This is a genomic window from Pseudoxanthomonas sp. CCNWLY206-1 (assembly GCF_039710385.1).
In the GTDB taxonomy this organism is placed as follows: Bacteria; Pseudomonadota; Gammaproteobacteria; order Xanthomonadales; family Xanthomonadaceae; genus Pseudoxanthomonas_A.
Window position 1 is genome coordinate 249,366 of record NZ_JBDKXI010000001.1, and the last position, 26,656, is coordinate 276,021.

A 26,656-nucleotide genomic window follows, 5' to 3' on the forward strand; every position below is an offset into this window, starting at 1 on the left:
TTGCGGAAGTGACTGAAAACGATTACATTCGCCGTTTCGTATTCGATGAGAGCGAGGAAGGGGAATGAGAAACAAGCTTCAGGGCTTCGGTGGCAACGCGCTTGGGAACGATCCGCCGCTCCCGGGTGGGAAGGCAGGCAGCAAACGTCTGTTGGTCTGCTGTCTGGCGGTCGGTCTGGCTACTCCGTTGGCCGCCGCGGAAACCTCCACATCTTCCACGGCCTCAGCATCCGCAGGTGAGCAGGCATTCGTGGAAGCGCTGCTGGCCAAGATGACGCTCGAAGAAAAGCTGGGCCAGCTGAACCAGCCCCCCGGACTGGGCAACGACACCGGCCCGAAGGCCATGGCCGGCGGCGAGGATCAGATCCGAAAGGGGCAGATCGGTTCCCTCCTGGGCACTCATGGCGCGGCGCTCACTTGCCGGTTGCAGCGCATCGCGGTGGAAAAGTCGCGCCTGGGCATTCCTTTGATGTACGGCTACGACGTGATCCACGGCTACCGCACCATTTTCCCCGTGCCGTTGGGCGAAGCGGCCAGCTTCGATCCGGTTGAGGTTGAAAACGCCGCCCGTGTAGCGGCCGTCGAAGCGACGGCGCACGGCATCCACTGGACCTATGCGCCCATGGTGGACGTCGCGCGCGATCCGCGCTGGGGCCGCATTGTCGAAGGCGCAGGCGAGGACCCCTATCTCGGTTCTGTCATGGCCGCGGCGCGCGTGCGGGGTTTCCAAGGCAAGGATCTGGCGGCCGATGACACAATGCTGGCGACGGCCAAACATTTCGTTGCCTACGGCGCGGCGGAAGGCGGCCGCGATTACAACATTGCCGACATCTCGGAGCGCACCTTGCGCGAAGTCTATCTGCCTCCTTTCAAGGCAGCGATCGACGCAGGCGCGCAATCGGTCATGGCGGCGTTCAACGAAGTAGGCGGCGTGCCGATGCATGCCAATGGCGGTCTGATCGAGAACGTGCTGCGCAAGGAGTGGGGATTCGACGGCGTACTGGTCAGCGACTACACGGGCGTCGCTGAACTCTTGGCCCATGGCATCGCGGCCAATCGCACCGAAGCGGGCGAGCAGAGTCTGCGTGCCGGCGTGGACGTCGACATGGTGAGCCGTATCTACGAGAAGGAAATGCCCGCTGCCGTGCGCGCGAAAAAATTGCCGCTGGCCTACGTCGATGAATCGGTGCGCCGAGTGCTGCGCGCCAAATACCGGCTGGGGTTGTTTCAGGATCCCTATCGCTATTGCGATACCGCACGCGAGAAAGAGCGCACACTGACGACGGAACACCGCGCAGCCGCGCGCGAAATGGCACGCAAGTCAATGGTGCTGCTGGATAACAAGAACGATACGCTGCCGTTTTCGAAAGAGATCCGCACGTTGGCGGTGATTGGGCCGTTGGCGGATCTGCCGGCCGCCATGCTGGGCAACTGGGCAGGCGATGGACGTGCGGAGGACGCGATCACGCCACTGGCCGGCATTCGTGCCGCGGTCGGTCCGCAAACGAAAGTATTGTTCGCGGAAGGCGCATCGATCGATGACGACGACACTTCGGGCTTCGAAAAAGCACTGAGCATCGCGCGTGAAGCCGACGCCGTGGTCATGTTTCTTGGTGAACATCCGGATATGAGCGCTGAAGCGAGAAATCGTACTTCGCTGGATTTGCCTGGCGTGCAAGAGAAGCTTGCGTTGGCAGTCGGCGAGATCGGCAAGCCGACCGCAGTAGTGTTGTTGAATGGCCGGCCGCTTTCTATCGGTAGCGTGCGCGAAAGTATTCCTGCCATTGTGGAAGCGTGGTTTCCCGGGGTGGAAGGTGGTCCTGCCATCGCCGATGTGTTGTTCGGCGACTTCAATCCGGCCGGGAAGTTGCCGGTCACAGTCCCGCGCAATGTAGGCCAGGTGCCGATCTACTACGCACACAAGAACACCGGGCGTCCGCCCAAGGAAGATGAGCGCTATACGTCCAAGTACGTCGATGTGCCGTGGACACCGCTGTACTCGTTCGGCCACGGCCTCAGCTACACCACCTTCCGCTACGGCAAAATCTCGGTGAAGCAGCCGAAGATCAGCGCGGACGGCCGACAGGAAGTTACCGTGACCGTCACCAATACGGGTAAGCGGGCAGGTCACGAGGTGGTGCAACTTTACGTGCGCGATGACGTTGCTAGCGTCACCCGGCCGGTAAAGCAACTGCGCGGGTTTCGTCGTATCCATCTGGAGCCCGGTCAGACCCAGGCGGTGAGCTTTACGCTCACGCCAGATGATCTGGCGTTCTATGGAGCGGATATGAAGCGTGTGGTGGAGCCGGGAACATTCACCGTGTTCGCCGGCGGTAATTCCATTGACAATCTGGAAGCAAAATTTACGGTAACGGCACCATAGGGCAGGTGGTCCACCGCAAGCGAACTGCGCAAGCATGGATTTTGCCCGGTGTCATTCCGGACCTGTGTAACGCACGCGTCATTTCGTAATGACGCGTCGCTCATGCCGAAGCGCGGATTGGACCGGCGCAATACTTGAAGAATAAGTGCAAGAAAAAACGCCGATATATCTTGGTGTTACACATAATTGAATTTGTTGGTGCGCTGCAGCAGTTTTAGTTTGAAATTACCGATGCTAAGTTGCTGATTTACGGCCCATATTTCATAGATGAAATATGGGCTTTACATCGTGTTATGAAAACGTTTACAGTCCGGCCACTTAAATTTTAGTCATGGCCGCGGAGGGGCGGTAAATGGCGCGAACCGCAGTCACCATCAAGGATGTCGCACGCGAAGCCAACGTATCGGTGGCGACCGTGTCGCGTGCTTTAAATGGTCATGAGAATGTAGCGGATGCGGTTCGCAAGCACGTGGTGGAAATCGCCAATCGGCTGCGTTATCAACCTCACGCGGCAGCGCGCAGCCTCAGCAGCCGGCATACCCAGACCATCGGTGTGGTGTTGCCCGATCTGTACGGCGAATTCTTTTCCGAGCTGATTCGCGGCATAGATCTGGTCGCGCGTGCACGGCGGCAGCATTTGCTGGTGTCCAGCTATCACGGCCATCCGGAAGAACAGGGTGCGGCTTTGCGCGCGATGCGTGGTCGCGTGGATGGTTTGCTGGTGCTGTCGCCTTATTCGGATGATCCTGGTTTTCTGGTCGACAATTTGCCGTCGTCATTGCCGGCGGTGCTGATCAATACGTATCTGCCGGATTCGCCTTACCCGATCCTCTCCATCGACAACTATGGTGGTGCCGCCGCCATGGTGGAGCACCTGGCGCAAGCGGGGCATCGCCGGATCGCTTTTATTTGCGGGCCGGAAGACAACTTCGACGCACGCGAGCGACTACGCGGCTATCGCGATGCCTTGCGCCGCTATGTGCCCGACGCGGAGCCGTGGGAACTCCCCGGCGACTTCGACGAGGCGTCTGGCTACGAAGCCGGTAAACGCGTCCTGCAGGCCAAGCAGCGCCCGGACGCCGTGTTCGCGGCCAACGACATGATGGCGCTGGGCTGCCTGTACGCATTCAACGAAAGCGAGGTGCGAGTGCCAGGCGGCATCGCACTGGCGGGCTTTGACGACATTCCGCTGGCGCGCTTCGTTCACCCTACCTTGACCACCATGCGCGTCAACATCGCTGAACTGGGCGGGCAGGCGATGACCAGTTTGCTGGAGGCGATCGATGCGGAAGGCGTCTACACCCCAACGCCGCAGACATTGGTGCCCGAGTTGATCGTCCGCGCATCGAGCGTGAAGTCGATTCCGAGCGTTCCGGGTTCTGGCGATTCTTGATCCGCTTCGGGCTTTTTTTTGCCTGTGGTTGTAACCGATTACAGAAATGTATTTACCAGCAGTTCTGCAGTTTCTTTTGGGAGAGAGAACACTATGAAAAAGCAAAAAAGAACCAATAAACCCACCCGCAAGCTTTTGACCTGCGCATTGGCCAGTTGCCTGATGCTGAGCATGCCGACCTTCGCACAGTCTACCGGCGCCACTCTGCGTGGACAGGTGGCGGGCTCGCCGGTAAGTACCGAAGTCGTTGCCACCAACGTGGCCACCGGCGCAGTGCGGAGAACACAGACCACCGCCAACGGCACTTATACCCTTGTCGGCCTGCCGCCCGGCACGTATACGGTGCAAGCGGGCGGTATTTCCAAGACGGTGACGCTGGCCGTGGCAGCGAATTCGACCCTGAACCTGGCGCCGGATACTGCCGCTGCGGCGCCTGCCGAAGCGACCGATCTGGAAGCCGTAAGAGTATCGGCGCCGTTGTTGCGCGACGTCCGCACCTCGGAAGTGGGCAATACCATCTCGCAGCGCCAGATCGAGCAATTGCCGCAGGCCACGCGCAACTTCCTCGAGTTTGCGGACACCGTTCCCGGCATGCAGTTCAAGATCAATGCGCAGGGTGTAGCTGAGCTGCGCAGCGGTGCGACCAATACCAGTTCGACCAATCTGTTCATCGATGGTGTAAGCCAGAAAAGCTACGTCGAGCGCGGTGGTATCGCGGGTCAGCAATCGAGCGGCGGCAATCCGTTCCCGCAGTTGGCCATCGGTGAGTACAAGGTCATCACTTCCAACTACAAGGCCGAGTACGGCCAGATCAGCGGCGCCGCCATCACTGCCGCTACCCGCTCGGGCACCAACGAGTTCCAGGGCGAAGCGTTCTATCACTATACCGATGAGAGCATGCGCGAAAAGCTCCCTAGCGAAGAGGAAGATGGAAAGGGAAAATCGCAGATCAAGGAATGGGGCGTAGCCTTGGGCGGGCCGATTCTCAAGGACCGGATGCACTTCTTCATCGCCTACGAGAACAAAGAAAACATCTATGCGCGCAGCATCCAGCCGTCCGCCGAATCCGGCAACGCCTGGGAATTCCTGCCGGAGGATCTGCGTTCCCAATACGGTGCGGCTTATATTCCCCTCGAGGAAGACCTGTTCTTCGGCAAGTTGAGCTGGGACATCGGCGAACGAGACCGCTTGGAACTGAGCGGCCAGCACCGCGACGAAACCCAGGCCGGCAACATCGGCGGCCTGGACACGCCCGAACACGGCCAGCAGCGCATCAACAAGGACAAGCGCGCGAACCTGCGCTGGCAGCATAGTGGGGATCGCTTCTTCAATGAACTGATCGTCGCCACTGAAGAGTCCGAGAACAATCCCAATCCATTCTTCTTCGGTAGTGGCCGCAAAATATCGGTGTTTGACTTTGCAATCCCGGGTGAGCCGCCACGTGAGTACGCACTGCTGAACCTGGGGCCGGCCGATGGCTTCAGCGTGAAAAGCGCAGTGCAGAAGGGTTGGTCGATCCAGAACGATCTGACCTTCAACAGCTTCCAATGGCATGGCGACCACACCATCAAGATGGGCGTCAGCTACAAGGACATCGATCTGAGCTCGAGCGACGGCCAGCCGTATAACCCGCAGTTCTCCTACCAGTTCGATCCCACCACGGGTGTGGTGTCAGGCGTCCCGTACCGTGTGGAATTCCTCGCGCCGTTCGACGAGCCCGGCCAGTCCGCGCTGGTCAAGACTAGCGCTAAACAATATGGCTTCTATATCCAGGATGATTGGGAGGTCAATGAGCGCCTGATCCTGAACCTGGGCATCCGTTGGGACTATGAGGACGTGCCGGCTTATACCGATCACGTGACGTCAGCGGATTATCTGGCGGCGTTGTATGGTCCCGATCCGGCCAATCCGGGCGAGCCCTGGGTCAATCGTTGGACGAAGGGCGGTATTGACGCGATCAACCCGAATGATTACATCAGCAACGGCAGCAATCGCGAAAACTTCAAGGATGCGTGGGCGCCGCGCCTGGGTTTCTCCTATGACATGAACGCCGACGAGCAACACGTGATCCATGGCGGCGTGGGCCGCTCTTACGACCGCAACCTGTTCAAGGACTTGGCGCTGGAGAAAACAAAATCGGCGGTATCGCTGGTACGCCTGGAGTTCCAGGATCCGGCCACCGGCGAGTGCGTGCGTGAAGGGGCCGCATCCCCGCTCTGCATACCTTGGGATCCGAATTATCTCAACGGCATCGACCAACTGGGTGCTGCCCTGGCGGGACGCGGCGGTGCCGAAGTGTTCATGCTCAACAACAAGTTGAAGACGCCGTATTCGGATCAGATCAGCTTGGGCATGACCAACCAGATCGGCGAGTGGCTGACCGACGTGACCGTGCAACGCATCATGTCGCGCGATGGGTTCGGCTTTACGCTCGCCAACCGTCACCCGGATGGCTCCTTCTTTGTGAATGGCGGTCAGCCTTGGGGTGAAACGGTGCCTGGCTACGGCGGCACCATCGTTGGCGATAACGGCGTGGAGAGCAACAATACACAGCTGTTGTTGTCGCTGGAAAAGCCTTACACCAAGGAATCGGGTTGGGGCGTCAATTTCGGTTATACCCACACGCACGCACGCCACAACAGCACGAACTCCGAGGATCCCTTCGCCTATTTCGACAAGTCGCGGCTGCAGTATGTGCCGTTCGTGAAATCGAGTACTCAGCCCAAGCATCGTTTTACCGCGGCGGGATCTATCGATGGTCCATGGGGTATCACGTTCGGCGCGAAGATCGTGCTGGAAACGCCAACGCCACGTAACACCATCGCCTGCTACGGCGTGGAAGAGTGGGATGGCTCGCGCTGTCAGCTGGTCGGCTTCATGCCCCCAGCCAATGGCAAATTCCTGGTGGGCGGAAAGATCTTCAGCTATCGCACGGTGGACTTCCAAGCCACCAAGGAATTCTCGATGGGCGGGGACACTAAGCTCACGATCCGTGCGAACTTGTTGAACGCCTTCAACTTCAAGAACTACTCGGAATATCGCTACAACGGCTTTGGCAGCAATGGGCAGTTCGACCCGGATGTCGAGGTCAATGAGGACGGCGATATCTTCTATTTCCCGCGCACAGTGAACGTCGAAGTCGGCTTCAAGTTCTAAAGATGGAACCTGCCGTGGGGCCCGCTGATCGGGCGCCACGGGTCCTAGGGCTGCGATTCTTCGAAGGAGGCGAGGCGTTTCCAGAAAGCGTTGGTGCAAGAAAGTTCCCAGTGCCACAACTTGAAACAGCGGGCGAGTGCTCGCCAAAGGCGATGAACTGGCAACGTTGTTGTTGGTGTTCTGAATGCATGTGCGCTTGGATTACGAGTGCTACCGATCTATCTGAACTCACCTTCGATCAATCCCTGGGGAGGGAGACGCAATGAAGAACTACCGCAATTTTCAGAAGCAGCCAGCGCGTAGGCTGCTGACGTGCGCGCTCGTTGGCTGCCTGATGCTGGGTGCTGCTCCCGCAGTGCTTGCGCAGTCGACGGGAGCGACGCTGCGCGGATTGACCACACCGGACGCAACGGTGACGGTGACCAACACCGATACAGGCTTCACGCGGACAGTCAAGGCGACCAACGGCAACTATAGTGTGGCCGGCTTGCCTCCAGGCACTTATCGCATTGACGTAGCAGCAGGGTCGCAGAACATCAGCCGATCCGTGAGGCTTGCGGTCGGGCAGACCGCTACGCTAAACCTACAAACGCCTGCCGGTACCAGCACAGTGGCGGGCGATGCGGCCACCTTGGACACGGTCCGCGTGACCGCGGCAATGCTGGTGGAGACCAAGACATCCGAGATTGCGACATACATAAGCAGCGAGCAGATAGAACTATTGCCACAAGCCTCGCGCAACTTCCTGGCTTTTGCCGACACTGTGCCGGGCATGCAGTTCATCTCCAGTCCCAATGGTTCGGAAACGCAGCTGCGCAGCGGTGCCCAAGGCGCCAGTAACATCAACGTATTCATCGATGGCGTCGGCCAAAAGAACTACGTCACGCCAGGCGGCATTACCGGTCAGGATGACAGTCGCGGCAATCCATTCCCGCAGTCGGCGATTGGCGAATACAAGGTCATAACATCCAACTACAAAGCTGAGTACGATCAGATCAGCAGCGCTGCGGTGACCGCGGTAACGAAATCCGGTACCAACGAGTTTCAGGGTAGTTTCTTTTGGGATCGCACTTCTGATGATTGGCGCAAAGCCAGCGTAGTAGAGGAAAAGCGCGGTTCCAAGTCGCCAGAGGTCACCGAGCAATACGGTGCGACCTTTGGCGGCCCCATCGTCCGCGACATGCTGCATTTCTTCCTTTCTTACGAAGCGAAGGACTATGTGGTTCCACGCAACGTCATGCCACCGGCGGTATTCGATCCCAGCGTGCTCCCGTCCGAGCTATCCTCCATCTATGGCGGATACAGCGTGCCGTTCAACCAAGACTTGTACTTCGGAAAGTTGAGCTTCCAGGCCAGCGATGCGCATTTGCTGGAACTTACGCTGCGTTACAGGCAGGAAGATTCGATCAGTCCGGGGGCCGACATCAGTGCCCCGAGCTTCGCTACGAACTTCGTCAACGACGAAACACGCGTAGACCTGCGTTATCAATTCAGTTCCACAAACTGGCTTAATGACGCGCATATCACCTTTGAGGACGCCTCCTACAATCCTAGCCCGGTTACCGCTGGTCCCGGTTACCGCTACACCATAGTCGACCCTGGTAACCCCGCTAACTTGCGCCTTGGTGTGCTTGACACGGGGGGTGGGCCAACGTTCCAAGACAAAGGCCAGAAAGGCCTTGCCTTTCAGGACGATTTGACGTTCTTCGGATGGGAAGGCCACACCCTGAAGATGGGCTTCAAGTACAAACAGGTGGAGCTGAATGCATTTCAGCAGAATCCCCCTTATCCCCAGTACTTTTTTGATGTAAACGAAAGCCTGACTCAGCCCTACCGCATTGAATTTACCGCGCCATTGGCAGGCCGAGCGCCGTTCGTCGAGTCAAAGAATAAGCAGTTTGGCATCTATGTTCAGGATGATTGGGAAGTCAACGACAAACTGACGATCAACATGGGCTTACGTTGGGATTACGAAAAGATTCCAAGTTATTTGGATTATCGCGTCAATGATCAGCTTGCAGCGGCGCTCCGTGGTTGGACCAATATCCAGAATACCGATTACAACATTGAGGATTACATCAGCAATGGCAGCAACCGTAAGGCATTCAAAGACGCCTGGCAGCCACGCTTGGGGTTCTCGTATGACTTGTTTGGTGATCAGCAGCACGTGATTTTTGGTGGTGCCGGTCGAGCATATGATCGAAATCTGTTCGACTATATGGCCCGTGAGTACTACGGCGGTGCATTTACCTCATACGCAATCAACTTCAATACACCGCTCCATGAGTGCGATAGCGGGTCCACCGATTGCTTGCCGTTCGATCCGGCATTGATGACGCCTGAAGGTATTGCAGGTCATGTGGCTGCAAACCCACGCGCTGGCGGTGAAGTGAACTTGCTCAACAACGATCTGAAAACACCGTACTCGGATCAATACAGCCTGGGTATGCGCAATCTCGTGGAACTGTGGGGAGTTGATTGGAATACATCGGTCACCCTTTCACACATACGCAGCAAGGATGGCATCTATTTTCGCCTCGGCAACCGTTGGCCTGACGGCAACTTCCATGAGAATCCTGGCGCGACTTGGGGCGGACAGCCTTGGGGCCAGTCGATCCCCGGCTATGGTTCGTTGATCCTTGCGGATAACGGCTTCGAGTACAACTTGAATTCGCTGCTGGTTTCACTGGACAAGCCGTTCACCAAGGAATCAGGCTGGGGCCTCAACCTGGCATATACGTACAGCGATGCCGAAGAGAACCGCAGCGATGCTTCCAGAGACGAAACTTACTATTTTGACGGCCCAAGAGTAGGCGATCGCTTCTATACCTCTACTGGCGTTCCGAAACACAGGCTGGTGCTATCAGGTATTTACGATGTGGGTTGGGACACCATTTTTAGTGGCAAGCTGGTGCTAGCCAGTCACCGGCCTCGGGATGCGACCAACTGCAATGATGCGCCCTCAAGCGACAACTGCTTCTACGATCCTTACGAACCGGAAGGCAGCATCGGCTACAAGCAGTTCGACGCGGCTCTGGAGAAGCGGTGGAATACGGGTACTGATCTCAGCTTCAAGGTCCGTGCGGACGTACTGAACGTGTTCAACTGGCGCAACTGGAACCAGTTCGAAGGTTGGCGTGGCGCTGCTGGTGAGCCGCGCAATCCAAATTTCGGAAAACGCAATGGTGATGAAACGTTGTGGCCAACGCGTACCTTTAAGCTGTCCTTCGGCCTGGATTGGTAATTGGAACCCGCCGCTGGGCGGTGCCTTCAGGTGCCGTTCGGTGGGCGGGTTCATTTCCATTTAAAATTGTAAACGGTTACAGCAGGAATCAGTCTTGAATAGGAATGCTCAAACCCGGCGTTGGTCGTGGCTTACTGGCTTCGCGCTATCGTTGACGCTGACGCTGCTGGTGGCGGGATGCCAGAAGCAGCCGGAACCCGTGGTCGTACCTGTGCCCACGCAACCGCCGCCGCCGCCGGTCGCTGAGCCACCCCCGCCACCTCCCACCAAACCGGAGCTGCCGCCGCTGTTCCGCGATATCGAGCGGCGCACGTTCCAATTTTTCTGGGATACCACCAACGAGCTCAACGGATTGACGCCGGACCGTTATCCGTCGCGGCCATTCGCCAGCATTGCGTCGGTCGGCTTCGCGTTGACTGCGCTTCCTATCGGCATTGAGAACGGCTGGATCGCGCGTACCCAGGCGGTCGATCGCACATTGACGACGCTGAGATTCTTTCGCGATGTGAAGCAAGGGCCGGGAAATACCGGCAGGGGCGGGTACAAGGGTTTTTACTATCACTTCCTGGACATGCAAAGCGGCAATCGGTACGCCAGCTGGGTGGAACTCTCCAGTATCGACACTTCGATACTGATGATGGGCGTGCTGTTCGCGCAGTCCTACTACGATGGTGGCGACTCGCGTGAGAAGGAGATTCGCGATATTGCCGAAGAGCTCTACAGGCGGGTCGATTGGAATTGGATGCAGCAGCGCAAGCCGCTGGTAGCGATGGGCTGGTACCCGGAAAGCGGCTTCATCGATCACGACTGGAAAGGCTATGACGAGGCGATGATGCTCTATGTCCTGGCTTTGGCTTCGCCGACGCATCCGGTCGATCCCGATACCTGGCAGGTATGGTCCCGCAGCAACACCGATATTTGGGGCGTGTATCAAGGACAGGAATACCTGTCGTTCGGCCCGCTGTTCGGACACCAGTACAGCCATGTCTGGATTGATTTCCGCGGCATCCAGGACGATTACATGCGTGAGCGCGGCATCGATTATTTCGAGAACAGCCGTCGCGCCGCCTATGCCCATCGTTCCTATGCCATCGAGAATCCGATGAAATGGAAGGGCTACGGAAAGGACGTGTGGGGCCTGACCGCCAGCGACGGTCCGCAGAACACGCTCCAGGAGTACCGGGGCGAGCAGCGCCAGTTCCGCCATTATTTCGCGCGTGGTGCAGGCCTGCGCTCCAATTTCGACGATGGCACCATCGCACCGACCGCGGCGGTGGCTTCGTTGCCGTTCGCGCCGGAGATCGTCATTCCAGCCACCGAGGAAATGCACAGGCGCTACGGCGAGTACCTGTATTCCAGTTACGGTTTCCTGGATTCGTTCAATCCCAGTTTCGAGTACGACATCCCGTTGAAAACCGGTCGCATCGTGCCGGGCGAGGGGTGGGTGTCGGGCGACTATATCGGCATCGATCAGGGACCGATCCTGACCATGATCGCGAACTACCGCAGCGAGTTCGTCTGGAACGTGATGAAGAAGAATCCCCATATCCGCCGCGGATTGGAGCGCGCGGGATTCAAGGGAGGATGGCTGACGCCGCCTGGCGCGCCTGTCGAACCTGAGCCACAGGCCGACCCCGAGGCTGCAGCCGCACGAGCGTTGGGCACTGCGGAGTCGCGGGCGGCCCAGGCCGAGCAGGCCGAACATATCCCGCCGGTGCCTGTACAGCAGCCGCCGCAGTAAGCTTTACCGATGTTGCCGTTCTCTCCAGCACGCATCGGGCGTTTCCCTGCCTCGAAAGGCCGCTCGGTGCGCTGCTGTCTGGTGTTGCTGTTTCTGCTGATGGCGGCGGCGATTGCCGGTTGCGCTCGCGAGCGCGACTCGCGCCAGGTGGTTACCTTCTGGGTGATGGGCTATGAAGGCGAGGTGGTCGCCAAACTGCTGCCGGAGTTCGAGCGCCGCAATCCCGATATCAAAGTCGATTTGCAGCTGCTGCCGTGGTTGTCGGCGCATGAGAAATTGCTGACGGCCTTCGCGGGCAATGCGCTGCCGGACGTCTGCCCATTGGGCAACACCTGGATACCGGAGTTCGCCGCATTAGGTGCGCTGGAACCGCTGGACGACGAAATTGCAGCCACGCCCAGCTTCGATGCGGACGACTTCTTTCCTGGTGTTTGGGATAGCGGGGTGGTCGACGACCGCGTCTATGCGGTGCCGTGGTATGTGGAAACGCGGCTGCCGTTCTACCGTACCGACATGCTGCAGAAAGCCGGCATCCGCCAGCCGCCGAAAAGCTGGGGCGAGTGGCGAACCGCAATGGCGGCAGTGAAGCGTGAAGTAGGGGCCGACAACTACGCCATCATGATGCCGTTGAACGAATTCGAACCGCTGCTGAGCCTGGCGATACAGCAGCCGGAGCCGCTGCTGCGTGACGGTGGACGTTACGGCAACTTCCGCAGTGCCGGTTTCAAGCAGTCGCTGGGCTTCTACAAGGAGATGTTCGACAAACGATGGGCGCCGCTCGTCACCAGCAACCAGATATCCAACGTCTGGGATGAATTTGGAAAGGGGTTTTTCTCGTTCTATATCTCTGGTCCCTGGAATATCGCGAAGTTCAAGGAGCGTCTGCCGCCGTCGCAGCAGGACGACTGGATGACCATGCCGCTGCCGGGGCCGAATGGTCCGGGTGCGTCGTTGGCCAACGGCACCAGTTTCGTGGTGTTTCGCGACTCGCCGCGCAAGGCCGCGGCGTGGCGATTGATCAACTATCTGTCGTCGCCACAGGTACAAGCGCAGTTCCATGCGCTGACAGGCGATTTGCCACCGCGGCGCTCGCCGTGGACCACGCCGGCCTTGGCCCAAGACCCGTACGCGAAGGCGTACCGTGAGCAGTTGGAGCGTGCCGTGCCCACGCCCAAGGTGCCGGAGTGGGAGCGCATAGCGACCGAGATGCGGGTGGTGGGCGAGCTGGTGGCCAATGGGCGCATGGACGTCGACCAAGCCGCGGCGGAGTTGGATCGGCGCACCGATCTCATCCTTGAAAAGCGCCGTTGGATGCTGGACCAGGCCGAACACGAAGGCGCAGCGCCGTGAAGCCATCGACCGCCGGATGGATGTTCGCCGCGCCTGCGTTGACGGTCATCCTGGTTTTCTTCGGATTACCGGTGCTGGCGGCACTGGCGCTCAGCCTGACCGACTTCGATATCTATGCCCTGGCCGATATCGGCAACCTGCGCTTCGTCGGTTTCGGCAACTATGCCGGACTGTTGCAGAACCCGCTGTTCTGGAAATCACTGGGCAACACCTTGTACTTCGTCATCGTGGGCGTGCCGCTGTCGGTGGCGTTATCGCTCGGTGCGGCATTGCTGCTGCACTCGAAGCTGGGAGGATTCAAAGGCTTTTTCCGCACGGCATTCTTCGCGCCGGTGGTGACCACCGTCGTCGCGGTCGCGGTGATCTGGCGCTATTTGTTTCACACCAAATATGGACTGGTGAACTGGGGACTATCGTACCTGGGCCTTGATCCCATCGACTGGCTCGGCGATCCGCATTGGGCCATGCCGACAATCATCCTGTTCGCGGTGTGGAAGAACTTTGGCTACAACATGATCATCTTTCTAGCCGGGCTGCAGAGCATCCCGGAGGACCTGTACGAAGCCGCGCGCATCGATGGTGCATCGCGCTGGGCGCAGTTTCGTCACGTGACGCTGCCGATGTTGGGGCCGGTGTTGCTGCTGGTGGGCATATTGACCATGGCCGGCTATTTCCAATTGTTCGCCGAACCCTATGTGATGACGCAGGGCGGCCCGCTGGAAAGCACCAAGAGTGTGCTGTATCTGATGTACGAAGAAGGTTTCAAGTGGTGGAACCTGGGCAACGCTTCGGCGGTGGCGTTCTTGCTGTTCGTATTGATGACGGCGGTGACCAGCGGTCTGCTGTGGATTGCCCGCAAGCGGGGCGTGGAATGAAAGGCACTTCCCGTAGGTTCGTCGTCTTGACGCGAGCTTTCCGCTTCTATCGCGATCCGATGGGAAGAGCTCGCGCCGGGACGGCGCTCCTACGGAACATGGGTCGTTCCTGCATGGCAATGGACGGTGAGAAATGAATCATCGCGTTGCCAAGATAGTCGTCAACACGTTGTTGGTGCTGCTTGCCATAATCAGTCTTGGCCCATTGCTGTGGATGTTGTCGGTGTCCTTCATGCAGACGGGCGAAGCGGGGCACTTCCCGCCACCGCTGCTGCCATCGGCTCCCACATTGCATAACTATCGCGAGCTATTCGTGCGCGCGGGAATGGGCCGCTATTTGACCAACAGCTTTATTGTGGCCACCAGCGTGATGCTGCTATCGCTGTTGTTCAACACCATGGCGGGATACGCATTCGCGAAGCTGCGCTTCAAAGGCCGCGACCGGACGTTCCGTGCGCTGCTGGCGGCCTTGGTCATACCGGCGCAAGTAGCGATGATGCCGCTGTTCCTGTTGTTGAAACAGATGGGGTTGGTGAACACCTACGCAGGCGCCATCGTGCCGGGTATGGCAGCCATTTTCGGGATATTCCTGGTTCGCCAGTACGCGCGTTCCATTCCCGACGAACTGCTTGAAGCCGCACGCATTGATGGCGCCAGCGAGGCGCGCATCTTCTTCCAGATCGTTCTGCCCGGGCTAAAGCCCATTCTGGTCACGCTGGCGATCTTCAGTTTTCTGGGCGCCTGGAACGACTTCATGTGGCCGTTGATTGTGTTGAGCGACGACAAGCTGCAAACCCTGCCGGTCGCATTGGCGTCGCTTTCGCGCGAGCACGTGATGGACTACGAGCTGATGATGGCCGGGTCGGTTGTGACGGTTATGCCGGTGCTGTTGCTGTTCCTGGTTTTGCAGCGGTATTACATCCAGGGTTTGTTGCTGGGGAGCGTGAAGGGGTGAAGATTCTTTGTTTGAATGGGGTAGGAGGGATTTGCGCTGCGTTGCTCGCGCTCGCATTGCCTCTCACCGCCACAGCCCAACCCGCCACCCGTATCCTTGACGACTTCAGCAACCCCGCGGCTTGGCGCGTCGTTACCTCCAACCAAGTCAGCGGCAGCCTCCGCCAGGTCGACGGCGCGAGCGGCAAAGCGCTGTGCCTGGATTACAACTTCAACGGTGTGTCCGGTCACGCTGCCATACAACGCGATCTGTCGCTGGACTATCCGCCGAATTATCAGTTCGTCTTCCAGCTACGTGGCGACTCGCCGCGTAACGATCTGCAGTTCAAGCTGGTGGACGCCAGCGGCGATAACGTGTGGTGGGTCAACCGGCCCAAGTACGACTACCCGCAGCAGTGGACACCCGTTCGCTACAAGCGGCGGCATATCGACAAAGCTTGGGGCCCTGACCCGGAGAAGACGCTGCGCAGCAGCGCCAAGCTGGAATTCACCATCTACAACAACGCTGGTGGCAAGGGCTCGGTATGTTTCGATGACCTGATGCTTCAGCCACTGCCAACCGACGACGGCTCCCCGCTGCGCGGTTCCGCGCATGCCAATGCCAGCATGCCGGGCAGCGCTGCAGATCATGCCGTCGATGGCGATACCACCACCGCCTGGAGTGCCGACTTCGCCATCGACACCGATCCGCAACTGATGCTGGATCTCGGGCGCATCCGCGAGTTCGGCGGACTTAAGCTGATCTGGAAAGAAGACGAGTTTGCTTCCGCGTACCTGGTGCAACTGTCAGACGACGGCAAAACCTGGCGCGACGCGCGCACAGTGGTGGACGGCAACGGCGGTACCGACTATCTGGCACTGCCGGAATCGGAAGCACGCTACATTCGGCTGACGCTAGGCGACGGGCCGGCTTCTTCGGCGAGTCTTTTCGAAATGCAGGTGCAGCCGCTGGCATTTGCCGCGACTCCCAACGATTTCGTCAAATCGGTCGCCCAGGATGCGCAGCGCGGCTGGTATCCACGTGGCTTCAGTGGTCAGCAGCCCTATTGGACCATCGTCGGTATCGATGGCGGCGAAGAGCAAGGGTTGATTGGCGAGGACGGCGCTGTCGAATTTGGCAAAGGCAGCTTCAGCATCGAGCCGTTCGTGATAACGGACGGTCGGCTGGCGACCTGGTCCGACGCCATCATCACGCAGTCGTTGCAGGATGGCTACCTGCCGATCCCACGAGTGGATTGGAAGCATGCCGCGTTCGATCTGAGGGTCACCGCTTTCGCGCAGGGGACGCGCGATGAATCTCAGTTGGTGGCGCGATATCAACTGGTCAATACCACTTCTTCACCGCAGGACTACGTGTTGGCCCTGGCGGTGCGCCCGATGCAGGTCAACCCGCCCAGTCAGTTCCTCAACACCGTAGGTGGAGTGAGTCGCATCGATGAGTTATCCATCGAAGAGCGCGACATCGTGGTCAATGGGCAGCGGCGAGTACGGTTGGGAACGATGCCGGATGCGGCGTTCGCGAGCAGCTTCGATGCGGGTGACGCCATCGCGCGAATTGCGGGCGCACATTGGCCGCGGATGGCGGACGTCGATAAGGCGAGGTTTGCGGAAACAGCTGGCTTCGAATCGACCGAAGCGCGTGACCTCGAAGGACTGGCTTCTGGAGCGGTGCTGTACCGGGTGCGCTTGAGTCCCGGGCAGAGTTATGAGGTCGCTTTGCTCGCACCGATGACCGGTGGATTTGGTGCTGACACTGACAGCAGCTTTATTTCCGCGCGCCAGTCTCAGGCCTACCAGCAAGCGGCCGCCGAAGAATGGCGCAGCAAGCTGGACCGCGTGAAGCTGCGCTTGCCGCCGCAAGGACAGGCGGTGGCCGACACCCTGCGCACGGCAACCGCGCATATGCTGATCTCGCGTATTGGTCCGCGGCTCCAGCCGGGTACACGTTCGTATTCGCGCAGCTGGATACGTGATGGCGCGATGATTTCCGAAGGGCTGCTGCGAATGGGCCGCGAGGATGTAGTGAAGGAGTACGTGGAGTGGTACGCCCCATATCAATTCAACAATGGGAAAGTACCGTGCTGCGTGGATGATCGCGGTAGCGATCCGGTGCCGGAGAACGACAGCCACGGCGAACTGATCTTCAACATCGCCGAGTACTACCGCTTTACCGGCGACGACGCTTTCCTCAGAAAAATGTGGCCGCATGTGAAGAGTGCATTCGGCTACATGGAAGAACTGCGCCTGAGCGAGCGCACCGAAGCCAATCGTCGTATGAATCCGGCCTTCTACGGCATGATGCCGGCTTCGATCAGCCATGAAGGCTATTCGGCCAAGCCGGTGCATTCGTACTGGGATAACTTCTGGGCGTTACGCGGCTACAAGGATGCGGCCGAAGTGGCGAAATGGCTGGGTAAAGCAAAGGAAGCGCAAACATTCGCTGAATCCCGCGATCAGTTCCGTGGGGATCTTTACGCATCCCTGCATGCGGCGGTCGAACAGCATGGCATCGACTATCTTCCGGGTTCGGCGGAGTTGGGTGATTTCGACGCGACGTCCACCACGATTGCGCTGGCGCCGGGCGGCGAGCAAGGGCGGCTTCCGCCAACGCTCCTGAACAACACCTTCGAGCGTTATTGGCGCGACTTCGAGCAACGTCGCGACGGCAAGCGCGAATGGAAGGACTACACCCCGTATGAATGGCGCAACGCGGCGGCGTTCGTACGGCTGGGTTGGCGCGAGCGGGCATGGAAGGCGATCGATTTCTTCTTCAAGGATCGCGCGCCGACCGCCTGGAATCAGTGGGCCGAGGTGGTGTCGCGCACTCCGCGCAAGCCGTTCTTCGTCGGCGATCTTCCGCATGCCTGGGTGGCATCGGATTTCGTTCGTTCGGCGCTGGATATGTTCGCGTACGTACGCGAAGTGGACGACAGCATCGTACTGGCGGCGGGCGTGCCAACGGATTGGCTGGAAGGCGAGGGCATTGCGATTGAAGGCTTGCGGACGCCGAGCGGCAAGCTGAGCTATTCGCTGCACCGCGCGAGTGGAGAAGTCACTCTGGAAATTGCTGCTGGTCTGGACCTGCCGTCGGGTGGTCTGATACTGCCGTGGCCGTATTCGACCGCGCCTGGTGCGACCCGTATCAATGGCCGCGACGCTGAATGGGAGAATGGCGAACTGCGCATCAATGGGTTGCCGACGAAGGTGACGATTGTGGCTCACTGAGGACGGTAGCGCCCCGTAGAGCGGAGCTTGCTCCGCTGCTTTTTTGCCACAAGGCAACCGCGCAAAGAGCAGCGGAGCAAGCTCCGCTCTACGAAAGGCTGCATCCCTGGTGGGTTAAAGTTCGCCCAGGCTGGTGTCAATAAGCGTTATCAGGTATGCACGAATCCATTCGATCCACGCCACTCTGGCCGATACCGTTGTCGATTGCGCTGCTGTTCTTGGGGGCGGTACATCTGGCGTGGTGGCTCTCGATGCAACATGGGCATATCCCCGCCTGCATACCTTACTGGGACGGCTGTACATCGATCAGCCGCGCGGCGCGGCATGGATTGGGCAATTCTTTGTTTCGGCTAGCGGTGTTGCCTTGTGCGTTGCTGCACGCACTGAATTGGTGGCTGGCGCATGCATGGTTACGACGGCTGGAGCGTTCGCGGGACGTAGCTGCGGACGCAATGCTGGCTCTAGGTGTGCTCTCGGCGCTGGCACTGGCGATCTATACGACTTTCCTGGGCACCGAGGGTGACGTTTATCGTTTCCTGCGCCGTTATGGCGTGGTGGTGTATTTCGGTTTCGGATTCCTGGCGCAGTTGCTGTTTCTTCGTCTGGCGAAACGGGAAGGGAAGCTGATGGCTGGAGTGGGTCGCGCAATGGTGGGCATCTGCGTGGCGATGCTGGCGCTGGGGTTGGGCAACGTCATCGCCAGCCTGGCGTTGATGGACGATGTGCTGAAAGACCGTCTGGAGAATGCGCTGGAATGGCAGCTGGGTCTGTTGTTGGTCGCATGGTTCGTGCTGCAAGCGGTGCTTTGGAAGCGTGCGCGTTTCGCGATGGTATTGCGTTGATTTCTCCGCACGACAAAGAACACGCCCCAGCGCGTCCACATGGGCAAGTAGACGGCATCAGCTGCTCTTCGGACTCACCGTCATGCCGTGCGCCGTACCAGGGAAAAAGAATGTAGGAGCGCCGTCTCGGCGCGAGCTTCTTGCTTCTGTCGCGATCTGGCGGGAAGAGCTCGCGGCGGGACGCCGCTCCTACAAGGGCAAAGACAATTCCTGCGGGGCAGGAGGGCTGACGCGTAGGGAGCCGGTCAGCCGCGGGCTTTTTTCACTATGGCCGCGGCCTTGGCGGAGCTTTCGGTGACCTTGTCCCAGTCGCCGGCGTCCAGCCAGGACTTGGGCACCATCCACGAGCCGCCGATGCAGACGACGTTCGGTTGCGACAGATAATCAGCCGCGTTGTCCTCGGTGATGCCGCCGGTGGGACAAATCTTGAGATCCGATAGCGGTCCGGCCAGCCCTTTCAGCATCGCCAGCCCACCTACGGCGGAGGCGGGAAACAGTTTGCAAACCCGGAAGCCGCGCGCCATCAGCGACAGCAGCTCAGTTGGCGTGGCCGCGCCCGGCACCACCGGAATCGGCGCCTTGGCTAGCGCATCGGCCATCTCCGCGGGCGTGCCCGGTGTGACCAGGAAGTCCGCACCCGCGGCGATGGATTGCTCGATCTGCTCGGTGGTCAACACGGTTCCGGCGCCGATCACGATGTCAGGCAGTTCCTTCTTCAGCATCGCCAGCGCTTCCATCGCGACCGGGGTGCGTAGGGTCAGCTCGATGGCAGGTAGTCCGCCTTTCAGCAGTGCCGCGGAAACCTTGCGCGCTTCGTCCAGGGTGTGCACGGTGACCACCGGCAGGATGCCGGCGGCGCGTAGGAGTTGTTCGGCTTTCTGCTGGCGAGCTTCGATGGTCATATGGCTTCGTGATCCGGTGGAGCGTTGGTGAGTGCGACGATATTGTAGAGCGGAGCTTGCTGCGCTGTTTTTTTGCTTCAGGCCAACCGAGAGCAGCGGAGCAAGCTCCGCTCTACGAGAGCAGGGAGTCTGCTAAGCATCCTTGGCTTCGTGCGGAGCTTCCGCGGCCACGGCCACGTCGCCCAGTTCATATTCCGAATCGTATTCCCAGGTGCCGTTGTGATACGGCGGTCCGCAGGAAATCGATAGCGCACCCTGGTCGGCGGGCGTCACCACGTCGCGGCTGACGGCGAACAGGCTACGGCCGATATCGAGCGCGGATGGCGTGGTATTCGGAGCCTGTTCGCGTAGTGCCCATTCTTCTGCGGGTACGCGTACTTCCAGGATGCCGGCTTCGGCGTCCAGGCAGATGATGTCGCCTTCGCGCAGCTTGCCCAGCGGCCCGCCGCGTGCGGCTTCGGGCGTAACGTGGATGGCGGCCGGAATCTTGCCGGACGCGCCGGACAGGCGACCGTCGGTAACCAGCGCCACGCGCCGGCCTTGGTTCTGCAGCAAGCCCAGCAGCGGCGCCAGCGAATGCAGTTCGGGCATACCGTTCGCGCGAGGCCCTTGATAGCGCACCACCGCGATGAAATCCTGCGGCAGCACGCCGGCCGCATGCAGCTTGTTCAAGGCGCGCGGATCATCCACGACCACGGCGGGTGCTTCGATATGGCGGTATTCGGGCTTCACGGCGGAAGTCTTGATCAATGCCCGGCCCAGGTTGCCGCGCAGCAGGCGCAAGCCGCCTTGCGGCTCGAATGCCTGCGCCACCGGACGCACCACGCTTTCATCGGCGCTCTTGGCCAGGCCGGGCACGTAGTCCAACTGGCCGTCATTGGAACGCGGCTCGTCGCAATAGGCGCGCATTCCGCCGGGCACGATGGTGGGCAGGTCGTGCATCAACCCCGCTTCCAGCAGTTCGCGGAATACGAACTGGATGCCGCCGGCAGCGGCGAACCGGTTCACGTCGGCTTCGCCGTTGGGATACACGCGCGCCAGCAGTGGCACGGTTTGCGAAATCAGGTCGATATCATCCCAGGTCAGCACGATGCCGGCAGCACGCGCCACCGCCACCCAGTGGATGGTGTGGTTGGTGGAACCGCCGGTCGCCATCAGTGCGGCCATGGCATTGACGATGGCGCGCTCATCGATCAAATGGCCGATGGGGCGGTAGTCGCTGCCCAGCGCGGTGATACGCAACGCACGCTCGGCCGCGGCGCGGGTCAGCACTTCACGCAGTGGCTGATCGGGATTGATGAAGGAAGTGCCTGGCAACTGCAGGCCCATCGCTTCCAGCAGCACCTGGTTGGAATTCGCGGTGCCGTAGAAAGTGCAGGTGCCCGGACCGTGATAACTGGCTGACTCAGCTTCCAGCAGTTCTTCTCGGGTGGCTTCGCCGGCGGCGTAGCGCTCGCGGACTTCCGCTTTCTTCTTGTTGGGAATGCCCGGCGTCATCGGACCGGCCGGTACGAATACCGCCGGCAGATGCCCGAATGCGAGCGCACCTATCAGCAAACCCGGGACGATCTTGTCGCACACGCCCAGATAGAGCGCGGCGTCGAACATGTCATGGCTCAGCGAGATGGCGGTTGCCTGTGCAATGGCGTCGCGCGAGAACAGCGACAGCTCCATGCCCGGGCGGCCCTGGGTGACGCCATCGCACATGGCCGGCACGCCGCCGGCGACTTGCGCTGTCGCGCCCAGCGCGCGCGCGGTATCGCGAACGATGTCCGGATAGTGCTCGAATGGCTGATGGGCCGACAGCATGTCGTTGTAGGAGGTGATGATGCCCAGATTGGGCGTCACATCAGCGCGCAGCCGGCCTTTGTCGGTCGGGCCGCAGGCGGCGAACGCGTGGGCCAGGTTGCCGCAGCTCAGGCGCGTGCGCTGTGGACCGTCGCGATGGGTGGCATCGATGCCATCCAGATAAGCGCGACGCAATGGCGCGCTGCGCTGGCGGATACGTTCGGTGATTTCTTGGATGCGGGGATGCAGGCTCATTGGCGTAGGCTAGGCTGCGAAACGTGGGGATTGCGTCTATTTGTCGTTGCCATGCCCGGTAATTTCCCTTTGCCCGAAACGGGACAGGGAGACTGTGGGCTGCACGTCGAGTAAGCCGCGGCGGAGAAGGAACGAAGAAGAACAACAGCGCGCGCGGAAACGTGCGTGGACGTTGAAACCGGCTGAATAGGCATCCTACTTTCTACTTGCTTTGCGCTGGCGTGGAAAGCGACCAAAGAAAGACCATTCAACGCACGTGTATCGGTGTGCAGGTGCGCGGTTCCGATTCGTGCAAAGAACGTCCGTGAAAACAGCATTCGTCACCGATTTGCGACCGCGACGGAAGCTGTGGCCACTGATCGTTTCCTTCGCAAGACCTGCGCGTCATGACTTCGCCGGGCCGAAAGATTCCACCGCGTATGCGGCTGCGCCCAGCAGGCCCGGACGGGGGTGAAGAATGGCCAACGTCGGCACGCGCGCCATCGTCGGCGAAAAGCGGCCCTTGTGTTCGAAGCGGGTGCGGAAGCCGGAATGCTGCAGCGAAGTCAGCAGTTTTGGCACCAGCCCGCCGGTCAGGAATACACCGTCCCACGCGCCCAGCGTCAGGACCAAGTCGCCAGCGATGGCGCCAAACACGGCGCAGAAGACATCCAACGCTCGCATGCAGCGTGGATCGCCGGCGGCTGCGCGCGCAGTGACATCGGCAGGCTGTAGCGGACCAGGATCTTCGCCGGCGATTTCGCTCAGCGCGCGATACAGGTTGACCAGTCCCGGTCCGCAGATCAGGCGTTCATTGGATACCCGGCCGAACTGCGCCGACAACCGCTCCAGGATATCGATTTCTTCCGGCGTACCGGGGGGGAAGCTGACATGGCCACCTTCGGTTTCCAGCGGGTAGCACCGGCCGTCGCGAATCATCAGGCCGCCTACGCCCAGACCGGTGCCAGGACCGATCACCGCATAGTTGCGTGGCTCGGAAATAGGTGCGGGCCGCCACTGCGCGCCGCCGATAGGCACCACGTCGCGCGGCGTCAGCAGTGAGATGGCCATGGCCTGCGCGGCAAAATCATTGACCAGTTTCAGGCCGTCGAAACCCAGCGCCTGCCGTGTGCGGCGCAGCGAAATGACCCAGGGATGATTGGTGATGCGCGCTTCATCGCCGTCCACGCGACCGGCCACGGCGAACACGCCGTTCTGCGCAACCGCACCGGTGTCGCTGAGGTAATGCTGCGCGGCATCGGCCAAAGACGGAAAATCCGCGACCGCGAACTCGCGCACACTGTCTACCAGCAGCGGCTCGGGAGTGCTGGTATCGGCCAGCGCGAAACGCGCGTTGGTACCACCGATATCGGCAAGAAGAACTCTGGCTTCGCTATTCATGCGCAGAAGTACTTGTTGGTCAGGAGATCACTGCAGAAAGTATTCCGCTGCATTCGCTTCGCTCGTCCTCTTCTACTTGGAATGGGTGCCGTGATCGGTGAACCGGCAGCCGCTGGATGATAGCGCGCGGGAACTGGCATCGCCCGCTCGCCGTTGCTATCCGTGCGCGTCGTACGGATTTGCTGGTGGCAGTGTCGCGTCGATACAGCATCAGCGCTGCTGCATGGTCGCGGTGGTCCGTCATTGGTACGGATTGACATCGGCCCCGCGGAGGCCCCCAAGGTATTCATCGTGAAAACGATTACATGGCAGAATAGCGCGAGTTCCGCGGTGAAAAGCGGAAGCTGTGGCAACGATGGAATTCCGATCGGAGTTTCTGATGGTTGTTCGGAACCAAATCCATTGAGTTCTACCGAGTCGATACCCTCCCTTTCTTGCCCTCAGCAGGGCAGGAGGGAAAAGAAAAGGCACTCCGGTGAGTGCCGCATTCATAACAGCGGCGCCTTCGGGTTCCGCCTGTCACTGGGAGGGGCCCGGCGGCAGTGGCATGCTGGACAGCGGGCGTGGCCCGACCGGAGCAATGATGGCTAGTGTTCAACTCGACCGCGTGCGCAAGGTGTACGACAACGGCCAAGTGGCCGTGCACGGGGCCAGTTTCGAGGTCGCCGATGGCGAACTGATGGTGTTGGTGGGGCCGTCCGGTTGCGGCAAATCCACGCTGCTGCGGATGATCGCCGGTTTGGAAGAGATTTCCGAGGGCGCGCTGTCCATTGGTGGTCGCGTCGTCAATCAGGTGCCTCCGAAGGACCGCGATATCGCCATGGTGTTCCAGAGTTATGCGTTGTATCCGCACATGACCGTGGCGGAGAACCTGGCGTTCGGCCTGAAGCTGCGTGGTCATCCTAAGACTGTGATCGAACAACGTGTGGCTGCCGCCGCAGAAACCTTGGGCATGACGCACATGTTGCAAAAATTGCCGCGCGAAATGTCTGGCGGCCAGCGCCAGCGCGTGGCGTTGGGGCGTGCGCTGGTTCGCGAGCCGTCGGTTTTCCTGCTGGATGAGCCGTTGTCCAATCTCGACGCCAAGCTGCGCCACTCCATGCGTACCGAAATCGCGAGGCTGCACCGCCAACTGGGCGCCACCATGGTCTATGTCACCCATGACCAAGTGGAAGCGATGACGCTGGGGCAGCGCATCGTGGTGCTGAAGGACGGGCAGATACAGCAGATCGATACGCCGATGGCGCTGTATGAGAAGCCAGCCAACCTTTTCGTTGCAGGTTTCCTGGGCAGCCCGGCAATGAATGTGCTGCGTGGCGAACTGACGTGTGGCGAGCGGCCGTTCCTGACGCTGGAAGGCGGCGCCCAGGTGCCGCTGGCGCATGCGCAGCTACCGTCAGCGTGGCAGGGCAGGGCGATCGCCATCGGTGTGCGTCCGGAGCATCTGCAGCCATCGTGGGCCGACGACGCCGGCTTTGAAGCCCGGGTGGAAGCGATCGAGCCGGTTGGCAATGAGATTTTCGTCAATCTCGGCTACGGCGATCAGCTATTGGTTTCGCGAGTATCGCCACGCGCGCTGCCGCAACCCGGCGAAAACCTGCGCATGGTGGTGGATGGCCGGCGCGTGCATTGTTTCGATGCCGACAGCGGATTGCGATTGGAAGCGTAGCGTCCCGGTACGCCGAATGACGGTAGGAGCGGCACCTGCGGCTGTTGTAGGAGCGGCGTCCCGCCGCGAGCTCTTCGCTTTTATCGCGATCTGATGGAAAGAGCTCGCGGCGGGACGCCGCTCCTACCGCTGGGACGCCGCTCCTACATGGTGCCGTGCCAGAAATCGTCAGCGACTGACCGAATAGACCGCTTCCGCTACCTTGTCCAGGTTCTGATGACTCAATGCGGCCACGCAGATGCGCCCGGTGCCGATCGCATAGATCGCGTATTCCTCACGTAGGCGGTCCACCTGCGCGGTGGTCAGCCCTGAATACGAGAACATGCCTGCCTGCTGCTGGATGAAGCCGAACTCCGGTGCGCCCAGCGCCGCCAGCTTGGCAACCAGACCCGCGCGCAAGGCATGGATGCGTTCGCGCATGCCGCCCAGTTCGCTTTCCCACTGCGCTCGCAGTTCATCGCTGCTCAACACGCCTGCTACCAGCGCGCCGCCATGGGTGGACGGACTGGAATAGTTGGAACGGATGGTGCGCTTGATCTGCGACTGCACGCGCCTGGCTTCATCACGGTCGGCGGCGACCACGGACAGCGCACCAACGCGCTCGCCATACAAGGAAAACGACTTGGAATAAGAACTGGCGACCAGGAACGAGCTCACGCCCGAATCAGCGAACAACCGAACCGCCGTGGCATCGGCATCGGTGCCCTGATCGAACCCTTGGTAGGCCATGTCGATGAAAGGCAACAGTTGGCGATCCTTGATCAGTTCCACCACCTGCTTCCATTGCTCAGCAGTCAGGTCCACGCCCGTTGGGTTGTGGCAGCAGGCGTGCAGCAGCACGACGGTACCGGGCTCGAATGCAGCCAGATCGGCGAGCATGCCGGGGAAATCAAGACCGTGCGTCGCCGGATCGTAGTAGCGGTAATCGCTGACTTCGAAACCTGCGGCGGCGAACACCACGCGATGGTTTTCCCAGCTGGGATTGCTGATTGCGATTTTCGCCCGCGGCAGCACGCGCTTGAGGAAATCGGCGCCGATACGCAGTGCGCCACTGCCGCCTACCGTTTGCGAGGTTGCCACGCGACCGGCATCCAACGCGGCCGAGTCCGCGCCGAACAGCAGTTTCTGGGTAGCCAGGTTGTAGGCGGGGAGTCCGTCGATGGGCAGATAGCCGCGCGCGCGCGCCTGGGCGGCCAGCGCTTGTTCGATGGTGCGGACGGAGTCGAGCAGCGGAATGCGGCCCTGCTCATCGTAGTAGATGCCAACGCCCAGATTCACTTTGCCGGGGCGGGTATCGGCGTTGTAAGCCTCGGTAAGTCCCAGGATTGGATCGCCGGGAACGGTTTCGACGGATGCGAAGAAAGACACGGTAGTCAGTACCAGATTGGTGAGTGGGGAAGGAGGTTCGCGCGAGGCAAACAGAGCGATCCTAGCAGGCACCGGCCGTGCCTGCTCTCCCCGACCAGTGCGCACAATTGAGTAATGCCGGTGACGCTCGC

At 60.2% G+C, this 26,656-nt stretch carries 15 protein-coding genes; 11 read left to right on the forward strand and 4 right to left on the reverse strand.

The features are described from left to right. The first annotated feature begins 64 nt into the window (after positions 1-64). The 10 genes from AADW18_RS01115 (at position 65) to AADW18_RS01160 (ending at position 19,163) form a co-directional block, all read left to right on the forward strand. Positions 65-2,383, forward strand: a complete 2,319-nt coding sequence (locus tag AADW18_RS01115) for a glycoside hydrolase family 3 N-terminal domain-containing protein (protein WP_337341507.1) — start codon at positions 65-67, stop codon at positions 2,381-2,383. A 352-nt stretch (positions 2,384-2,735) separates the two neighbouring features. Next, the gene (locus tag AADW18_RS01120) at positions 2,736-3,776 is read left to right on the forward strand and encodes a LacI family DNA-binding transcriptional regulator (RefSeq protein WP_337341508.1); all 1,041 of its coding nucleotides are present in this window, start codon (positions 2,736-2,738) and stop codon (positions 3,774-3,776) included. A gap of 93 nt (positions 3,777-3,869) precedes the next feature. After that, on the forward strand, positions 3,870-6,932 hold the full coding sequence (locus AADW18_RS01125; protein WP_337341509.1) for a TonB-dependent receptor: 3,063 nt from the start codon (positions 3,870-3,872) through the stop codon (positions 6,930-6,932). A gap of 262 nt (positions 6,933-7,194) precedes the next feature. Further along, positions 7,195-10,176, forward strand: coding sequence for a TonB-dependent receptor (locus AADW18_RS01130; protein WP_337341510.1), 2,982 nt, complete (start codon positions 7,195-7,197; stop codon positions 10,174-10,176). 199 nt (positions 10,177-10,375) lie between these two features. Next, the gene (locus AADW18_RS01135; protein WP_337342091.1) at positions 10,376-11,917 is read left to right on the forward strand and encodes a glucoamylase family protein; all 1,542 of its coding nucleotides are present in this window, start codon (positions 10,376-10,378) and stop codon (positions 11,915-11,917) included. 9 nt (positions 11,918-11,926) lie between these two features. Then, positions 11,927-13,267, forward strand: a complete 1,341-nt coding sequence (locus AADW18_RS01140; protein WP_337341511.1) for a sugar ABC transporter substrate-binding protein — start codon at positions 11,927-11,929, stop codon at positions 13,265-13,267. Between the two features lie 20 nt (positions 13,268-13,287). After that, a complete protein-coding gene (locus AADW18_RS01145) occupies positions 13,288-14,142 on the forward strand; it encodes a sugar ABC transporter permease (RefSeq protein WP_337342092.1) in 855 nt (284 codons plus the stop codon). A 133-nt stretch (positions 14,143-14,275) separates the two neighbouring features. Beyond that, complete coding sequence (locus AADW18_RS01150) at positions 14,276-15,097, forward strand: carbohydrate ABC transporter permease (RefSeq protein WP_337341512.1); 822 nt, start codon at positions 14,276-14,278, stop codon at positions 15,095-15,097. 41 nt (positions 15,098-15,138) lie between these two features. Next, positions 15,139-18,321 (forward strand): discoidin domain-containing protein, encoded by a 3,183-nt coding sequence (locus AADW18_RS01155; protein WP_337341513.1) that lies wholly within the window; start codon positions 15,139-15,141, stop codon positions 18,319-18,321. Between the two features lie 155 nt (positions 18,322-18,476). Further along, positions 18,477-19,163, forward strand: coding sequence for a hypothetical protein (locus tag AADW18_RS01160; RefSeq protein WP_337341514.1), 687 nt, complete (start codon positions 18,477-18,479; stop codon positions 19,161-19,163). Between the two features lie 245 nt (positions 19,164-19,408). Here the strand turns inward: AADW18_RS01160 and AADW18_RS01165 are convergent, their stop codons facing one another. The 3 genes from AADW18_RS01165 to glk form a co-directional block, all read right to left on the reverse strand. After that, the gene (locus tag AADW18_RS01165; protein WP_337341515.1) at positions 19,409-20,065 is read right to left on the reverse strand and encodes a bifunctional 4-hydroxy-2-oxoglutarate aldolase/2-dehydro-3-deoxy-phosphogluconate aldolase; all 657 of its coding nucleotides are present in this window, start codon (positions 20,063-20,065) and stop codon (positions 19,409-19,411) included. 132 nt (positions 20,066-20,197) lie between these two features. Beyond that, positions 20,198-22,108, reverse strand: a complete 1,911-nt coding sequence (edd, locus tag AADW18_RS01170; RefSeq protein ID WP_337341516.1) for a phosphogluconate dehydratase — start codon at positions 22,106-22,108, stop codon at positions 20,198-20,200. 384 nt (positions 22,109-22,492) lie between these two features. Beyond that, positions 22,493-23,488: a glucokinase gene (gene glk / locus AADW18_RS01175; RefSeq protein ID WP_337341517.1), complete on the reverse strand. Its 996-nt coding sequence runs from the start codon at positions 23,486-23,488 to the stop codon at positions 22,493-22,495. Between the two features lie 583 nt (positions 23,489-24,071). Here glk and ugpC point away from each other — a divergent pair. Then, positions 24,072-25,157 carry a sn-glycerol-3-phosphate ABC transporter ATP-binding protein UgpC gene (gene ugpC / locus AADW18_RS01180; protein WP_337341518.1) on the forward strand — a complete coding sequence of 362 codons (1,086 nt, stop codon included), beginning with the start codon at positions 24,072-24,074 and terminating at the stop codon, positions 25,155-25,157. Between the two features lie 168 nt (positions 25,158-25,325). Here the strand turns inward: ugpC and AADW18_RS01185 are convergent, their stop codons facing one another. After that, positions 25,326-26,525, reverse strand: a complete 1,200-nt coding sequence (locus tag AADW18_RS01185) for an amino acid aminotransferase (protein WP_337342093.1) — start codon at positions 26,523-26,525, stop codon at positions 25,326-25,328. Positions 26,526-26,656: the final 131 nt, after the last annotated feature.

Excerpts from the sequence above, each read along its gene's own strand:
- AADW18_RS01115 (WP_337341507.1), top strand. The coding sequence starts at position 65 with ATGAGAAACAAGCTTCAGGGCTTCGGTGGCAACGCGCTTGGGAACGAT.
- AADW18_RS01120 (WP_337341508.1), top strand. The coding sequence starts at position 2,736 with ATGGCGCGAACCGCAGTCACCATCAAGGATGTCGCACGCGAAGCCAAC.
- AADW18_RS01125 (WP_337341509.1), top strand. The coding sequence starts at position 3,870 with ATGAAAAAGCAAAAAAGAACCAATAAACCCACCCGCAAGCTTTTGACC.
- AADW18_RS01130 (WP_337341510.1), top strand. The coding sequence starts at position 7,195 with ATGAAGAACTACCGCAATTTTCAGAAGCAGCCAGCGCGTAGGCTGCTG.
- AADW18_RS01140 (WP_337341511.1), top strand. The coding sequence starts at position 11,927 with ATGTTGCCGTTCTCTCCAGCACGCATCGGGCGTTTCCCTGCCTCGAAA.
- AADW18_RS01145 (WP_337342092.1), top strand. The coding sequence starts at position 13,288 with ATGTTCGCCGCGCCTGCGTTGACGGTCATCCTGGTTTTCTTCGGATTA.
- AADW18_RS01150 (WP_337341512.1), top strand. The coding sequence starts at position 14,276 with ATGAATCATCGCGTTGCCAAGATAGTCGTCAACACGTTGTTGGTGCTG.
- AADW18_RS01160 (WP_337341514.1), top strand. The coding sequence starts at position 18,477 with ATGCACGAATCCATTCGATCCACGCCACTCTGGCCGATACCGTTGTCG.
- AADW18_RS01165 (WP_337341515.1), bottom strand. The coding sequence starts at position 20,065 with ATGACCATCGAAGCTCGCCAGCAGAAAGCCGAACAACTCCTACGCGCC.
- edd (WP_337341516.1), bottom strand. The coding sequence starts at position 22,108 with ATGAGCCTGCATCCCCGCATCCAAGAAATCACCGAACGTATCCGCCAG.
- glk (WP_337341517.1), bottom strand. The coding sequence starts at position 23,488 with ATGAATAGCGAAGCCAGAGTTCTTCTTGCCGATATCGGTGGTACCAAC.
- ugpC (WP_337341518.1), top strand. The coding sequence starts at position 24,072 with ATGGCTAGTGTTCAACTCGACCGCGTGCGCAAGGTGTACGACAACGGC.